Consider the following 14,508-nt stretch of genomic DNA (forward strand, 5'->3'; position numbering starts at 1 on the left):
CCCCAGGATCCGGACGGCGGATCGACGACGAGGAGGACAGCGAGCGCCACTGCGAGAACGAGGATCCCCGCTCTCGATCGGGGCGGGCCCCACGGCGACGAGAAGCGAGTCGAAGTCGGAGCCATCTGCTCATTCCTTGCAGGGCTCGACGACGGGGAAGAACGCCACTGCCACGTAGTGGAAGTGCCGGATCCCGAAGCACTTCCCTTCATTGTTCGCCCGGTTGGCCGTGTCGAGCGCAGCTGCCAATCCGAGCCCGCACGCCCACCCGACGGTTCCGCACGCGGCGGTCGCCACCGCGACGGGGAAACTCGATTCGGAAGCGATGCGCTGTGTCTCCGCCCGGCTGTAGAGAAGCGTGCAGAAGGCCGCATCGCATTCCAGACTCGGATCCGCGACGACGGGATAGGTGGCTCCCGCGTGCTGCACGTGCTGGACGACGACGGCGCCGTCGATCTCGTACCAGGTGTCGACAGGAGCACCGTCGGCGTCGACCGCCCACGGTTCCGCGATCGTGTTGACGACGTTCCCGAGCGACCCGGAGACGGTGATGCCGCCACTGCTCGTGAGCTCGAGGTGCGCGTCAGCGCCTGCAGCGGTGACCGCGAAGCGGTACTCCTCCGGCGCCTCCGCTCCCTTGACGACCACGTAGCCGGCGGCGGCCGCGGTCTTCTCAGAACTGGTGAGCACGTAGTCGGCGTGCTCGCCCTCGTAGAGGAGGACACCGGGCTGCACCTCCTCTCCGCTCGACTCCGTCACCGGTGCCAGCGAGAGGGACCCCTGCGGTGTGGACACCGTCAGTCCGTCGACATCGTCGAGTTCCTCGGAGGCGAGGTCACGCCCTCCTTCCGAGTGGATCCCCTCGCGTGGGGGCACGGACTCGTCCGCGACGATGCCCGCCTCGGGCCCCGTCACTCCGGAAGCCAGGAGGTCGCGCTCGTTCAGGGCGTTCAGCGCATCCCTGCCGTCCTCGGCGGTACTCGCCGCCGACGACTCCGACAGCGACCGTGGACTCGCCTCCGCAGGGGCGCTCCCGAGCGCGGCCGCCGCGAAGACGACAGCGGTGAGAAGAACGGAGGACGGCCTTGTCAGTGTTCTCATCGTGCGCTCCATTGCGTCGACATCGCACGAGAAAGCTTGCACCTGCGGTCGCTGGGCCTCGTCGAACTCGAACGATGATCTCTCCACCCGGACGCCTCGGTGTCTTCATCGGAGAAGGCGGACCATCTCCGCGACACACACGACCATCCTGGTATGGCATTAATAGCAACGAGATCCGACGGGTGCAACCGCTGTCGCCCTGTGCCGGTCGTCACGCGACAGAGCCGGCGCAGGTCGATGGTCGGCCGCTCCGGACGAGGAGGCCGGGACGAGTCCGCAAGCCCCCGCGATCGTGGGGCGGGCGACCTAGGCTCGGGGCGTGACCTTCCGCGATCTGCTGCGCTCCCTGCCGTCCATGCCCTCCGGGCTGCCCGACTTCGATGCGGAGGCGGCTCCGGCCGACCCGGTCGAGCTGTTCGGGCAGTGGCTGGAGGCGGCGAAGGACGCCGGCCAGCTCCTCCCCCACGGCGCGACGCTGTCGACCGCGGACGCCGACGGGACCGTCTCGGCCCGCGTGCTCGTGCTGCGGGACATCGACGACGCCGGCTGGGCCTTCTCGACCCACGCCTCCAGCCCCAAGGGGCGCGCGATGGCGGCCAATCCGCACGCCGCGCTGACCTTCTTCTGGCCGGTGCAGGGCCGGCAGGTCCGAGTGGAGGGCCGCGTCGAGCGGGCGTCGGCCGAGGAGTCGAAGAAGGACTTCCAACGCCGCTCAGAGGCCGCGCGCACGGCGCTGCTGGTCGGCCGGCAGAGCGAGCCGATGAAGCGCGCCGAGGACTTCGACCTGGTGACGCTGCAGACCGGCGTCGCCGTCTCCTGCTCCCCCGCCACGCTCGACCGCGACTGGGCCGTCTACCGCGTGGTGCCCGAGCGGATCGAGTTCTGGCAGGGCTCGACCAGGGCGGAGCAGGACCACACCCGCCTGCTGTACAGCGCGACGGACGCTGCGGGAACGACGGAGGCTGGAACGACGGATGCGGGAACGACGGAGGCGGGCGGCTCCCCGTGGGAGCGCACCCGCCTTTGGCCGTGACGGCGCGGCCTTCGGGCCGCGGCCGCCCTACTTCTTGGGGCTGAGCTGCTCGATGATCGCCTGCGCGACGTCGTGCATGGTGAGGCGGCGGTCCATCGACGCCTTCTGGATCCAGCGGAACGCCTCGGGCTCGGAGAGGCCCATCTTCTCGTTGAGCAGGCCCTTGGCCCGGTCGACGAGCTTGCGGGTCTCGAAGCGCTCGACCATGTCGGCGACCTCGGCCTCGAGGGTGAGGATCTGGGCGTAGCGGGAGAGGGCGATCTCGATCGCCGGCAGCAGGTCGTTCGGCGTGAACGGCTTGACCACGTAGGCCAGCGCGCCGGCCTCGCTCGCACGCTCGACCAGCTCCTTCTGGCTGAAGGCGGTCAGCAGGACGACGGGGGCGATGTGCGCCTTCGAGAGGCGCTCGGCGGCGGAGATGCCGTCGAGCTGGGGCATCTTCACGTCCATGATCACCAGATCGGGGCGCAGCTCGGTGGCGAGGGCCACGGCCGTCTCGCCGTCGCCCGCCTCACCGACGACCTCGAAGCCGTTGTCGCGGAGGATCTCCACGATGTCCATGCGGATGAGCGATTCGTCCTCTGCGACGACGACCCGACGGGGTGCGGTCTGCGGAGTTTCCTGGTCTGTCACGCCGAAGAGCCTACGGTATTCTCGACAGGCTCGTGATGAGCCGGTGTGGCGGAATGGCAGACGCGGGGCACTCAAAATGCTCTGTCCGAGAGGGCTTGTGGGTTCGAGTCCCACCACCGGTACCGCAGGCGCCCCGCGCGCGTCGCCGCTTCGCTAGCCTCGCCGGATGGACGATCGCTCGGCGGCCTGGCCGCTCTTCTCCCTCGTGCTGCGCACGCCGCGCCTCGAGCTGCACCCGGTCCGCGACGCCGATCTGCCGGTCCTCGCCGCGGCCGCCGTCGCCGGGATCCACGAGCCCGGCCGCTCGCCGTTCCCCGCGGCCTGGGCCGAGGTGCCCGCCGAGCAGCTGCCCGCCGATCTCGCCCGCTACCAGTGGTCGCTCCGTGCGGCGACGCGGCCGGACTCCTGGCGCGTCGCCTTCGCGATCGTCGAGGACGGCGCGGTGATCGGCTGCCAGGACCTGCTCGCCGACGAGTTCGCGGCGCGGCGCACCGTCTCCTCCGGTTCGTGGCTCACGCGCGCGGCGCAGGGCCGCGGCCTCGGCCGGGAGATGCGGGCGGCGGCCCTCCTGCTCGCCTTCGACCACCTCGGTGCGGAGGTGGCGGAGAGCAGCGCGCTGGCCTGGAACACGGCGTCGGTCCGGGTGTCGACGGGGCTGGGCTACGAGCCCAACGGGACGCAGCGCACGGTCGGCGCCGACGGAGTGGCGGTCGAGGAGATCCGGTTCCGCGTCACGCCCGAGACGTTCCGCCGCCCGGAGTGGGCGCTCGAGGTGTCCGGCCTCGAGGCGGCCCGTGCGCTCCTGATCGCCGAGCCGGCGGCGGACTCCTAGCGAGAACCGGCGAGCCGAGCCGCTCAGAACTCCGCGAGGCTCCCGCGCAGGCCGCTGCCCGGGTACTCCCGCCGCAGGATCCCGCGGCGGCGCAGGATCGGCACCAGCTCGTCGAGCATCCGGTGCAGCGTCACCGGGTGGAAGTCGCCGGAGAAGGCGAAGCCGTCGTTGTCCGCGTCGTCACCGAGCTCCTGGACGAAGTCGGCGACCTCCTCCGCCGTGCCCACCACTCCGCTCCGGTCGGCGATCAGCCCGAGCCGCGCCTTCGCGGTGAGCAGGGCGCGCAGCGGAGCGTCCTCGTCGGCACCGCCGTAGAGGCCGGCGATGCTGCCGCGCGAGACGTGCTCGCCGAAGACCGACGGGTCGATCGGTCGATCGAGGTCCAGCGCGGTCAGGTCGGTCTCGAGGTCGCTCGACCAGGCGGCCGCCGCGGTGAGCAGCGCCGCATCGTCGGGGTGCGCGGAGGCGTCGACGAGGCGCTGCGCCTCCTCCCGGCTCGAGACGATGATCGGCTTGAAGACGAAGAGGATCGTCAGGTCGTCGGGGTTCCGGCCGTGCGCGGCGACCGCGGCGCGGGCCCGCTCGCGGTAGGCGCGCACCGCCGCGGTGTCGAGCGAGGCGAGGGCCAGCTGGATCTCGGACTGCGCGCCGGCGAAGTCGATGCCGCGCGGCGAGCCGCCGGGCGAGACGATGATCGGCTCGCCGGGGCCGGCGGCGGCCCCCGTGGAGGATCCAGCGCCGAACGGCAGCGCGTTCAGCGGGCCGTCGAAGGAGTAGTGCGTCCCGCGGTGCTGCAGGGCGTGCAGCCGGTCGCCGTCGGCGAAGCGGCCGGTCGCCTCGTCCTGGATGAGCGCGCCGTCGTCCCAGCTGCGCCAGAGCTCGCGCAGGGAGTCGAGCCACTCGTGCGCGCGGTCGTAGGCGCCGTCGTGCGGCAGCGGCTCGAGGCCGAAGTGCCTGCTGCTGCCGACGTCGGTGACGACGTTGAGCCCGAGCCGGCCGCCGCTGAGGTGCTGCAGCGTGGCGAACTGGCGCGCCGCCTGATACGGGCTGTAGGCCATCGGATTCACGGTCGGCGCGACGCCGAGGTGCTGCGTGGCCTCGAAGAGCGACGGCGCGAGCAGCAGCGGGTCATGCTTGGGTCCGCCGTAGGCGCGGCGGATCCGGAGGTCGAGGGTGCCGGCGTTCCCGAGCGAGAGCGCGTCCTCGATGATGACGAGGTCGAAGCCGGCCTGCTCGAGCTCGCGGGCGCTCCGCCGGTAGACCTCGGCCGTCGTCCAGGAGTGGTCCCACTCCCAGCCGGGCTGCCCCCAGGCCTGCGGCCCGAAGCCGCGGGAGAGGAACCAGGCGAAGTGCTGCGGCCGGCTCACGACGCCTCCGCCAGCACGAGCGGCCGGACGGCCGAGGCGCGCAGCCCGAGCTCGAGATCGGCGAGGAGGTCCTCGACGTCCTCGATGCCGATCGAGAGCCGCAGCAGACCGGGGCCGATCCCCGCGGCCGCGAGCTGCTCGGCCGTGCGGCCGACGTGCGTGGTCGAGGCCGGGTGCAGCACGAGCGAGCGGACGTCGCCGAGGTGGGTCATCCGGGTGAAGACGCCGAGCGCGTCCGAGAAGCGGCGCGCCGCCTCCTCCCCGCCGTGCAGGGTGAAGGAGAAGACCGAGCCCTGCCCGAGCGGCAGCAGGCGGCGGGCGAGCGCATGTGAGGGGCTGGAGGCGAGTCCGCTGTAGTCGACGCTCGCGACCTCGGGCCGCTCCTCCAGCCAGCGCGCGACGGCGAGGGCGCTGCGCGACTGGTGGCGGACCCGCAGCGACAGCGTCTCGAGCCCCTGCTCGAGCAGGAAAGCGGTGAGCGGCGAAACGGTCGGCCCCATCCGGCCGGCGACCACGTGGCGGGCGTAGTCGGCGAAGGCGTGCTCGGGGTCGCCGCCGCGCTCGATCGCCGCGGCGAGGTGCGGGTACTGCGGCGTGCGCCAGTCGAAGCGGCCGCCGTCGACGATCACCCCGGCGATGACGGCGCCGTGGCCGGCCAGGAACTTGCTCGCCGAGTGCACGACGATGTCGGCCCCGTGCTCCAGCGGGCGGAGGAGGTACGGGGTCGCGAAGGTGTTGTCGACGACGACGGGGACGCCGGCGCGGTGCGCGACCTTGGCGACGAGCCGGACGTCCACCACGTCGTTGCGCGGGTTCGGGATCGACTCGATCAGGACGGCGCGGGTGCGCGGAGTGATCGCGGCGGCCCAGGCGAGCGGGTCGTCGGCGTCCTCGACGAACGTGGCGCCAACGCCGAGGCGGGCCAGGTTCTCCAGCAGGAGGTTGCGGGTGCCCTCGTAGAGGCTCGCGGCGGCGACCACGTGATCGCCGGCGGAGGCGAGCGCGAGCAGGGCGACCGAGACGGCCGCCTGGCCGCTGCCGACCAGGAGCGCCTCGACTCCGCCCTCGAGGGCGGCGAGGCGGCGCTCGACGGCGTCGGTGGTCGGGTTGCCGACCCGGGTGTAGGTGTAGCCGTCCGCGCCGGCGAAGCGGTCGCGCGCCTCGTCGAACGAGTCGAAGCTGAAGCCGGCCGTGAGGTAGATCGGGGTGCGCCGCGCGTGCAACGCGTCCTCGACCGCTCCGGCGTGCAGCTGCCGTGTCGAGAAGCCCCAGCCGTCCTCGCTCGCGTGCCCGTGCCGTGCCATGATCCGCCTCCCTCGTGCCCGCCCTCCGGCAGTGGGCACCACCGTGGCAGAGGAGGCGGGCGGCGCGTCGGGCGGTTACCCGCCGTTACGCCGGAGTCGCCGGAGTGTCACCAGAACATCGTCCCCGGCGCGCCCTTGAACGGGCCGACCACGCGGGAGGTGATCCAGCCGCCGTAGAAGTCACCCGGCTGCGGCTGCACCGTCTCCCCGTCGACGGTGCAGGAGTCCATCCGCCCCGGGTAGAGCGCGACCGTGTCGACGAGCTGCTCGAAGCCCGGCATCGGCTCGGGGTAGATCCAGCCGGCCGCCTCGGCGACGGCTGCGCCGCCGCGGACCGTCAGGTAGGAGGCCGCGCCCTTGAACTCGCAGATGCTGCGACCGGGGGCGGGCTCGAGCGCGCCCTCGGCGAACGCGCTGCGCGGCAGGTAGTAGACCGGCGGGTGGCTGGTCTCGAGGACGCGGAACGCCTCCCGGGTGTCGACGACGACGACGCCGCCGAGCCGGACCACGACGTGCTCGGCGGTCGGCTCGACCCTGGGCGGTCGCGGGTAGTCCCAGACGGATTCCTGTCCCTCGGCGGGGGGTGTGCGCTTCATCCGGCCCACGCTACGCGGGCGGACGGCGGCGCCTCTCCCGCTCCCAGGCGATGCGCGGCCGGGCACGTCGGAGGTCCGCGGATCACCGCCGGGACGGCACGGGGTCGCCGCGGTCGCGTAACGTCGACCTTGCGCCGGAATCCCGAGACCGCGCGCAGAAGGATTACACGCGTGCCCGAAGAATGCATCCACGGTCTGGACATCGCTCTCTGCGACGTCTGCTCCCCCGCCAAGCTCCCCGAGCCGCAGGGCCGCACCCGAGCTCCGGTGCGCGTGCCCGGCACGTCCCGCGCGGCCACCGCTCGCGCCGCCGCCCGCGGCACCGCCCGCGAGAAGCCGCTCCCGCAGGTGGACATCACCGCACAGCGCATCTACCACGTGACACACCTCGACAACCTCGAGGCGATCGTCGCCGCCGGCGCCGTCCTGGCCGACCAGAACCTCGAGGGCCGCCCCGCGGTCGACGTCAGCGCCGAGACGACCCGCGAGCACCGCCGCGCCGTCCAGGTCAAGGACGGGGTCAGCGTCGCCGGCTACGTCCCGTTCTTCCTCTCCCCCGACGCCGCGCTCTGGGCCGACCTCCGCGGCGACCGCGTCCTGCCGCACTGGTCGCCCCGCGCGCACACCACCACGGCGTCGCAGTTCGTCGTCCTGGTCGGCTCGCTGTCCTCCGCCCCCGTGCTGAGCGACGGCGACGCGTCACACGTGCTCACCCGCTTCACCGAGGGAGACGCTCTCGTGCGCACCTTCGCGCGGCTCCTCGTCGACGAGCCCGCGCTGCGCAGCGCCGAGGCGCTCGTGCCGGACCGCTTCCCGATCGAGGAGATCGCCGTCGTCGGCGTGCCGTCGGTCACCATGAAGAACAAGGTCAAGGCGATGTTCGAGAACAGCGGAGCCTCGCCCCGCGTCGCGGTCTACCCGCCGTGGTTCCACCCGGTCGCCGAAGAGGAGTGACGCTGCGGACTGACGCGGCGGAGTGACACAGGGGGTGACGCGTAGGAGCCGGCCGGAGCGGTCGGCTCCTACGCCCCGTCGAGCAGATCGAGCCGGTCGGCGAGGTAGCGCTCGAGCGGCATGAGGCCCTGCTCGCCCAGGCCGGGTGCCCAGCGGACCACCACCCGGTCGCCCCGGAGCGACAGCGGCTCCTGACCGTCGGCGAGGCTGTCGGCGTCGATCGCCAGGCGGCGCCAGCCGTGGTTGACGATCTCGCCCTCCTGGAAGGGCCCGTCGAAGGCTGCCTTGCGGATCTCCCGGCGCGCCTCCTGCGACTCCGACTGGTTGTTGGCGTGCAGCGGTGCGACGGAGCGGGTGACCGAGCCGGTCGCGAAGACGTCGCCGTCGTGCCCGAGCAGCAGGACGCCGAGTCGCCAGGCCCGGGTGACCGGGGCCATCACGGGCGCGCGGCGGAAGCCGAGGATCGCGCGCGGCCGGCGGAGCTCGGCGAGGGCCTGATCGGGCACACCGCGGAGCTCGAGCTCGACGACGGTCTGTGCGAGCAGCTCCTGCAGCGCGGCGGCGGCGCTCGTCGCCTCGTCCGATGCCGTCATCGACCCGCGCTCCCGTCCGCTCCCCTGCACGCGACCGCGTCCGGCCGACTCCACCAGCCTAGGACGGCTGACGACGGGGGCGAGCCGGGGCGCGGAGACGCCGACGGCGCGCCCGCCCCGGAGGGTGGACGCGCCGTCGGGGCGGATCAGATCGCCGAGGCGAGGACCTCGTCGAGCTTCGCGGAGGCCTCCTCGTCGGTGGCCTTCAGCGCGAGCGAGAGCTCCGAGACCAGGATCTGGCGGGCCTTCAGCAGCATGCGCTTCTCGCCGGCCGAGACTCCGCCGGCCTGCTCGCGGCGCCACAGGTCGCGGACGACCTCGCTGACGCGGTAGACGCTGCCGCTCGCCATCTTCTCCTGGTTGGCCTTGAACCGGCGCGACCAGTTGCTGGCCTCCTCGGCCACGTCGCTGCGGAGCACGTCGTAGACGGCCTGCACGCCGGCGTCGTCGATGATCTCGCGGACCCCCACGAGCTCGGCGTTCTCGACGGGCAGGGTGATCGTGAGCTCGCTGGTGTGCACGTTCATCGTCATGAACGTCTTCTCGACGCCCTTGACCGAGCGCTTCTCGAGCCCGGTGATCGTCACCGCTCCGTGGTGCGGGTAGACCAGGGTCTCGCCGACCTCGAATGTCATCATGTCGTGCCTTTCATCGTGGGGCGTGGTGGGAGGGAGGAGGAGTCCGGGGCCCGCAGCGGCGCGTCGGCCAGCCAGGGCGGGAGGAGTGCGACGAGCTGCTCGACGAGCTCCTCGTCGGTGCCGTCGAGGCCGCCCGCGAGCCAGGCGCCGACCACGGCGAGCAGGCCGCCGGCCGCGAAGGTCGCCATCAGCTCGGGATCGACGCCGGCGGGGACGTCGACTCGGGCGAGCACCTCGCGGTGGAGGGCGAGCACGGTGTCGAGGACGGCGTCGTCCGAGGCGACCCGGGCCGAGGCGCGGGCGCGGAGCCGGGCGTGGAAGGCGTGCCGGTCGACCAGCCGGTCGACGAGACGGACGTAGCCGCGCCGGAGCGCGCGGGCGCCGGTGCGGTCCGCGGGGTCAGGAGCGGCGACGTCCGCGACGACGAGGTCCTCGCGGAGGAGGGCGGAGGCGACGGCCGCCGCGTCCTCGAAGTGCGAGTAGAACGAGCTGCGGCTGATGCCGGCCTCGCGGACGATGTCGCTGACCGCGATGCCCTCGGCACGGCCGCCGTCGGTCTGCATGACGAGCCGCTCGACCGCGTCGAAGACCCGGCGGCGGGTGCGGCGCGTGCGCGGATCGGCCGACGCGGACCCCGGGGTGACGGCTGCCTCCACTCCGTGCGGAGAGGCGGCTCGAGCGGAAGACATCTCCGGCAGTCTACCACTTCCCGGACAGGTGTTCGGAAAGCCCGGAGAACTGGTGCGGCGGTCGGCTCCGGCTCGCGAGAAGCGGTTCGGCACGCGGGATCCGGTGGATCCGACGTGCCCGACGCGTTTCTGCGTGCCGGAGGCGTGCACGGCTGCTCGCGCCATCACCTGTGGCACTCGCAATCGGCCTCGGCACGCAGAATCGAGCAGTTCCGACGTGCCGGACGTGATTCGGCGTGCCGGACGTGATTCGGCGAGCCGAACGTGCGCCCGGCCGCTCTCCGGGCCACCTCCGGCTCGCGAAACCGGCTTCGGCACGCGGGAACGAGCTGGTCCGACGTGCCGGACGTGATTCCGCGAGCCGAACGGGTACGCGGCCACTCGCCGCACCACCTCCGGCTCGCGAAACCGGCTTCGGCACGCGGGAACGAGCTGGTCCGACGTGCCGGACGTGATTCCGCGAGCCGAACGGGTACGCGACCACTCGCCGCACCACCTCCGGCTCGCGAAACCGGCTTCGGCACGAGGGAACGAGCCGATCCGACGTGCCGGACGTCATTCTGCGAGCCGAACGGGCAGTCGGCTGCTCCGCGCGCCACCTCCGGCTCGCGAAACCGGCTTCGGCACGCGGGAACGAGCGGTTCCGGCGTGCCGGGAGCGATTCCGCGAGCCGGAGGTGCGCGGAACGGGCCGCGGCAGAACGGCGGAGTCCGAGACCGCGGTCAGCTCGCGGCGGTGCGGGTCGCGGCGAGGCGGCCGAGGCGGGTGCGCGCGGCGCGCTCGCTGGGCGAGACGCGGCCGAGGTAGAGCTCGAGGGAGCGCATCAGCAGGCGGGTCGCGGTGATCGCGGGCCACCACGGGCGGCGGAGGCCGAGGAGGCGGCGCACCTCGGGCGACAGGGAGGCGGTGGCACCGGCGAAGAGCAGCGGGTAGATCACGCCGGCCTCCCCGGGGAGCTTCACCGTCCGGAGGAACTCGACCGCCTCGTGCACGCGCTCGTCGGGACGCAGCTCGCCCGCGAACCCGGCCAGCTGCTCGCGCAGCTCGGCGACGCTCTCGGGCGGGTTCTCGACCCCGAGCAGGCGGCCCGATGCGGCCCACTCGCGGACGTAGGCGTCGGCGCCGCCCGGGATCGGGCCGCCCCACAGCTGGTGCGCGCCGAGGAAGGCGTCGGTGAAGGCGTCGTGCACCCACAGCAGCAGCCGCGGATCCTGGGCCGAGTAGTGCCGCTCGACGTCGGCGGCGTCCTGGTAGGTGCCGACGATTCGCTCGTGCACGCCGGTCACCCAGCGGGCGGCTCCGGAGGCGGTGGCGGTGTCGCCGAAGCTGGTGGTGAGCACCCAGCGCACGGTGTTGTCGAGGCGGCCCATCGGGTCCTCGCGGTAGCGGGAGTGGTCGTGCACGCCGGCCATCGCGCCCGCGTGCAGCGTCTGCATCAGCAGCGCGCGGACGCCGGCGACCATCGTCGGCATCGCGCCGTTCACGGCCCAGACGGCGCTGCCGGGGCCGAAGAGGCCCGCGTCGTCGCCCGTCTCGAGGGCGGCGACCCAGTCGGGGCGGGGGCGGGGACGGCGTCGACTCATCCATCGAGTCTGCGCTCGGATCCTGGGTGCGACCGTCTCTTCCCTCACTCCGCCAGGGGTGCTACAGCGCATGAGGCGCCCGGGCCGCTGGGGTCGTCCGAGGTCCTCGGATGACGCCAGGAGGTGCCGGCCCGCCTCACTCCCCCAGCAGCTCCCGCAGGTCGTCGGCGGTGAGCGCCTGCGCGAACAGCTCGCCCTCGTCGAGCACGGCGGTGCTCAGCCGAGCCTTCCGCTCCTTCAGCCGGACGATCTTCTCCTCGATCGTGTCCTTCGCCACCAGCCGGTAGACGTTGACCCGGCGCTCCTGGCCGATCCGGTGCGCGCGGTCCACCGCCTGGGCCTCGGCTGCCGGATTCCACCAGGGGTCGAGGATGAAGACGTGGTCGGCCTCGGTCAGCGTGAGCCCGGTCCCGCCCGCCTTCAGGCTGATCAGGAACACCGGCGCGGCTCCGGAGCGGAACTCCTCGATCACCGCACCCCGATCGCGGGTGGAGCCGTCGAGCTGCACGAACGGGATCCCCCGCCGCCGCAGCCGCTCGGCCGCCCGCTCGAGGTACGAGGTGAAGGTGCTGAAGACGAGCGCCCGGCGCCCCTCGGCCAGCACGTCGTCGAGCTGCTCGATCAGCGCGTCGAGCTTGGCCGAGGGCACGTGCCGGTACGCGGGATCGACCAGCGAGGCGTCGAGGGCGAGCAGCCGGAGCAGCGTGAGCGAGCGGAACACGGTGAAGCGCTGGCGGTCGAGGTCGTCGACCAGCCCGAGGAGCTTCCGCCGCTCGCGCTGCAGGTAGCCGTCGTAGAGCACGCGGTGACTCGGGGCGAGGGTGACCTCGAGGGTCTGCTCCTGCTTCTCGGGCAGCTCGGGCGCCACCGCCTCCTTCGTCCGGCGCAGCAGGAACGGGCGGATCCGTCGGCGCAGCCGGTCGAGGCGCCGCCGCGCACCCTCGGAGTGCGAGACCGTGCGCCCCGCCGACAGGTCCGGCGAGACGATGCCGACCGGCTCGTCCGCGTGCAGGATCGGGCGGGTGAACTCCTCGCGGAAGCGGCGGAGCGACGGCAGGAGACCGGGCGCGGTCAGCGCGAGGACCGCCCACAGCTCGTCGAGCGAGTTCTCGAGCGGCGTGCCGGTGAGCGCGAGGGTGATCGGCGCGCCGACGCCGCGGGCGGCCCGGTGCGCCTGCGAGGACGGGTTCTTCACGAACTGCGCCTCGTCGAGGACGAGCGCCGACCACTCCCGCTCGGCCCACTGCTCGCCGGCCAGGCGGAGCACCGCGTAGCTGGTGACCACGACGTCGAGATCGCCGGGAAGGGCGGCGAGGGTGTCGCCGCGCCCGTCCCGGGTGCTGGTCACCGCCGCGACCCGGAGCGACGGGGCGAATCGGGCCGCCTCCGAGAGCCAGCCGGGCAGCACCGAGGTCGGCGCGACCACGAGGAACGGCGCCGCGCGGACTCCGGCGGCGCGCGCCTCCTCCACCGCCTGCAGCATCATCGCGAGGGTCTGCAGCGTCTTGCCCAGCCCCATGTCGTCGGCGAGGATCCCGCCGAGCCCGTGCCGGTGGCGGTGCACGAGCCAGGAGTAGCCCTCGCGCTGGTACGAGCGCAGCTCTCCGGTGAGGCCGGCCGGCGGCTCGACGTCGACCGGCGCTCCGGCCGCCAGAGCGTTCTCGAGCACGTCCTTCCAGGCGTCGGAGGCGGTGCTCGCGTCGGCGAGCTCGTCCAGCTCCTCCCAGAGCGCGGTCTGGTGCCGGCCGATCCGCGGGCCGGTCTCCCACTCCTCCAGCTCGTCGGCGCGCTGCAGCAGCTCGCGGAGCCGGTCGAGGCCCGGGTGCGTGAGCGAGAGGTAGGAGTGGTCCACGAGCCGGATCCGGTCGCCGCCGTTCGCGAGCGCGCGGAACAGCGGGCCGAAGGGGACGCTCGCGTCGCCGATCGTGACGACGACGCCGAGGTCGAACCAGTCGGCGCTCTCGGTGTCCGCCGCGGTCAGCGTGAGCGTGAGCGGCCCGTTCAGCAGCCGGTAGTCGGGCTGCTTGCCCTCGCGCTCGATCCGCACGCCGCCGACGCCCTCGAGGAGCGGCAGCTGCTCGACGACGAAGACCGCCGCCGCCGCGCCGCGCAGGACCGCGGGCCGGTCGACGTCGGGGACGACGTCCGACTGCGCGGCTGCCAGGACGGTCCGGGCGCGGCGGAGGATCGAGTCCTCGAGCACGTCGTCCCCGCCCCCGTCGAGCTCGCGCGCCCGGTCGGGGCTGCGCCGCCAGTGGAAGCCGACGCGGACGACGCGGCGCGGCTCGAACGAGACGGTGCAGACCAGCCGGGGCGGCTCGGGCTCATCGAGCTCCATCCCGGCGTCCGCGCCCCGCACAGCGACGCGGCCTCGCAGGGTCGGCAGGTGCTCCGCCAGGAACTCGGCGACGTCCTCCGCCGGGACGCTCGTCGGCTCGGGATGGCGGAGCAGCCGCAGCTCCTCGTCGTCGAGCGGCTGCGGGGTCGGCGCGAGCAGCAGCGCGGTCGGGTCGCCGGACTCCACCAGGTAGACGCCGTGTCGAGCGATGGGCCTGGCGGCCTCGAGCGGGCGCTCGCCGACGTCGAGCCGGAGGACGGGGGTGAGCTCCAGGGCGCCCGCCAGCTCGGACGCGACCAGGGCGACGTGCGCCGAGGCGGAGCGCGCGAGAGCACCCGTGCCGGTGGTCAGCAGCGGGATGCGCAGGCCCTCCGCCTGCTCGAGCAGGCGCCAGAGCAGCGGGCTCTCGTAGTCGTCGAGGTGGATCCAGTCCGGGTCCTGACCGAGGTGCACGGTGCGGGTGGCCCGGTGCAGCGCGGCGAACTCGGCGAACCAGCGCTGATGCGCCGGATCCAGCGAGAGCCGGTGAGTCTGGAAGTTCAGCGACTTCCAGGTCAGCGTCGAGCGGTTCCAGCCGCCACCGCGGCCGGGCACGACCGGGCGGGTGGCGAGACGGTGGTCGTCGCGCTCGGCGGGGTCGTAGGTCGCCGCGGTCACGCGCTCGCTCGTCGGCGCGCGCCACGGGTCGTCGGCACGCCGGACGAGGCGGCGCAGCTCGAACTGCAGGCCGATCGGCGTGAGGGTCGGAGTCGGCTCTCCGGGCTCGCCGCCGCTGAGCTCGCCCACGCGGGCGCGCCAGGAGGCGGCGGACTTCTCGGGAGGCATCGCCCCATGCTGTCACGCCGGT

General features: G+C 73.4%; 13 protein-coding genes and 1 tRNA gene. 4 read left to right on the forward strand and 10 right to left on the reverse strand.

The features are described 5' to 3' along the window. Nucleotides 1–129: 129 nt before the first annotated feature. The gene (locus EDF22_RS09635; RefSeq protein ID WP_123704334.1) at nucleotides 130–1,188 is read right to left on the reverse strand and encodes a hypothetical protein; all 1,059 of its coding nucleotides are present in this window, start codon (nucleotides 1,186–1,188) and stop codon (nucleotides 130–132) included. A gap of 232 nt (nucleotides 1,189–1,420) precedes the next feature. Between EDF22_RS09635 and EDF22_RS09640 the strand changes: the two genes are divergently transcribed. After that, entirely contained in the window at nucleotides 1,421–2,134 is a 714-nt protein-coding gene (locus tag EDF22_RS09640; RefSeq protein ID WP_123704336.1) for a pyridoxal 5'-phosphate synthase, read from the forward strand. Between the two features lie 27 nt (nucleotides 2,135–2,161). On the opposite strand, the gene EDF22_RS09645 is transcribed toward EDF22_RS09640, so the two are convergent. Then, the gene (locus tag EDF22_RS09645; RefSeq protein ID WP_123446252.1) at nucleotides 2,162–2,767 is read right to left on the reverse strand and encodes an ANTAR domain-containing response regulator; all 606 of its coding nucleotides are present in this window, start codon (nucleotides 2,765–2,767) and stop codon (nucleotides 2,162–2,164) included. Nucleotides 2,768–2,806: 39 nt separating this feature from the next. Between EDF22_RS09645 and EDF22_RS09650 the strand changes: the two genes are divergently transcribed. Continuing rightward, nucleotides 2,807–2,889: transfer RNA gene (locus EDF22_RS09650), tRNA-Leu, on the forward strand. A gap of 44 nt (nucleotides 2,890–2,933) precedes the next feature. Beyond that, nucleotides 2,934–3,599 carry a GNAT family N-acetyltransferase gene (locus EDF22_RS09655; RefSeq protein WP_123704338.1) on the forward strand — a complete coding sequence of 222 codons (666 nt, stop codon included), beginning with the start codon at nucleotides 2,934–2,936 and terminating at the stop codon, nucleotides 3,597–3,599. 23 nt (nucleotides 3,600–3,622) lie between these two features. Here EDF22_RS09655 and EDF22_RS09660 read toward each other — a convergent pair whose 3' ends face one another. The 3 genes from EDF22_RS09660 to EDF22_RS09670 all read right to left on the reverse strand — a co-directional run bounded on the left by EDF22_RS09660 (nucleotide 3,623) and on the right by EDF22_RS09670 (nucleotide 6,866). Beyond that, nucleotides 3,623–4,966 (reverse strand): NtaA/DmoA family FMN-dependent monooxygenase, encoded by a 1,344-nt coding sequence (locus EDF22_RS09660; protein ID WP_123704340.1) that lies wholly within the window; start codon nucleotides 4,964–4,966, stop codon nucleotides 3,623–3,625. After that, nucleotides 4,963–6,270: an O-acetylhomoserine aminocarboxypropyltransferase/cysteine synthase family protein gene (locus EDF22_RS09665; RefSeq protein WP_123704342.1), complete on the reverse strand. Its 1,308-nt coding sequence runs from the start codon at nucleotides 6,268–6,270 to the stop codon at nucleotides 4,963–4,965. Before EDF22_RS09665 ends, EDF22_RS09660 begins: the two co-directional genes overlap by 4 nt. 107 nt (nucleotides 6,271–6,377) lie before the next feature. Then, a complete protein-coding gene (locus EDF22_RS09670; protein ID WP_123704344.1) occupies nucleotides 6,378–6,866 on the reverse strand; it encodes a DUF427 domain-containing protein in 489 nt (162 codons plus the stop codon). A gap of 171 nt (nucleotides 6,867–7,037) precedes the next feature. Between EDF22_RS09670 and EDF22_RS09675 the strand changes: the two genes are divergently transcribed. After that, entirely contained in the window at nucleotides 7,038–7,820 is a 783-nt protein-coding gene (locus EDF22_RS09675) for a DarT ssDNA thymidine ADP-ribosyltransferase family protein (RefSeq protein ID WP_159422559.1), read from the forward strand. Nucleotides 7,821–7,888: 68 nt separating this feature from the next. Here EDF22_RS09675 and EDF22_RS09680 read toward each other — a convergent pair whose 3' ends face one another. From EDF22_RS09680 to EDF22_RS09700, 5 genes are all read right to left on the reverse strand, one after another. Further along, nucleotides 7,889–8,413 (reverse strand): hypothetical protein, encoded by a 525-nt coding sequence (locus EDF22_RS09680; RefSeq protein ID WP_123704348.1) that lies wholly within the window; start codon nucleotides 8,411–8,413, stop codon nucleotides 7,889–7,891. A 146-nt stretch (nucleotides 8,414–8,559) separates the two neighbouring features. Continuing rightward, nucleotides 8,560–9,048, reverse strand: a complete 489-nt coding sequence (locus tag EDF22_RS09685) for a CarD family transcriptional regulator (RefSeq protein WP_123446565.1) — start codon at nucleotides 9,046–9,048, stop codon at nucleotides 8,560–8,562. Next, complete coding sequence (locus EDF22_RS09690; RefSeq protein ID WP_148059170.1) at nucleotides 9,048–9,740, reverse strand: TetR/AcrR family transcriptional regulator; 693 nt, start codon at nucleotides 9,738–9,740, stop codon at nucleotides 9,048–9,050. The genes EDF22_RS09685 and EDF22_RS09690 overlap by 1 nt, the downstream gene beginning before the upstream one ends. Nucleotides 9,741–10,462: 722 nt before the next feature. Further along, the gene (locus EDF22_RS09695) at nucleotides 10,463–11,323 is read right to left on the reverse strand and encodes an oxygenase MpaB family protein (protein WP_123704352.1); all 861 of its coding nucleotides are present in this window, start codon (nucleotides 11,321–11,323) and stop codon (nucleotides 10,463–10,465) included. A 136-nt stretch (nucleotides 11,324–11,459) separates the two neighbouring features. Beyond that, the gene (locus EDF22_RS09700; protein ID WP_123704354.1) at nucleotides 11,460–14,486 is read right to left on the reverse strand and encodes a DEAD/DEAH box helicase; all 3,027 of its coding nucleotides are present in this window, start codon (nucleotides 14,484–14,486) and stop codon (nucleotides 11,460–11,462) included. Nucleotides 14,487–14,508 lie beyond the last annotated feature (22 nt).

The sequence above is a fragment of the Rathayibacter sp. PhB127 genome, assembly GCF_003751665.1.
Classification (GTDB): domain Bacteria; phylum Actinomycetota; class Actinomycetes; order Actinomycetales; family Microbacteriaceae; genus Rathayibacter; species Rathayibacter festucae.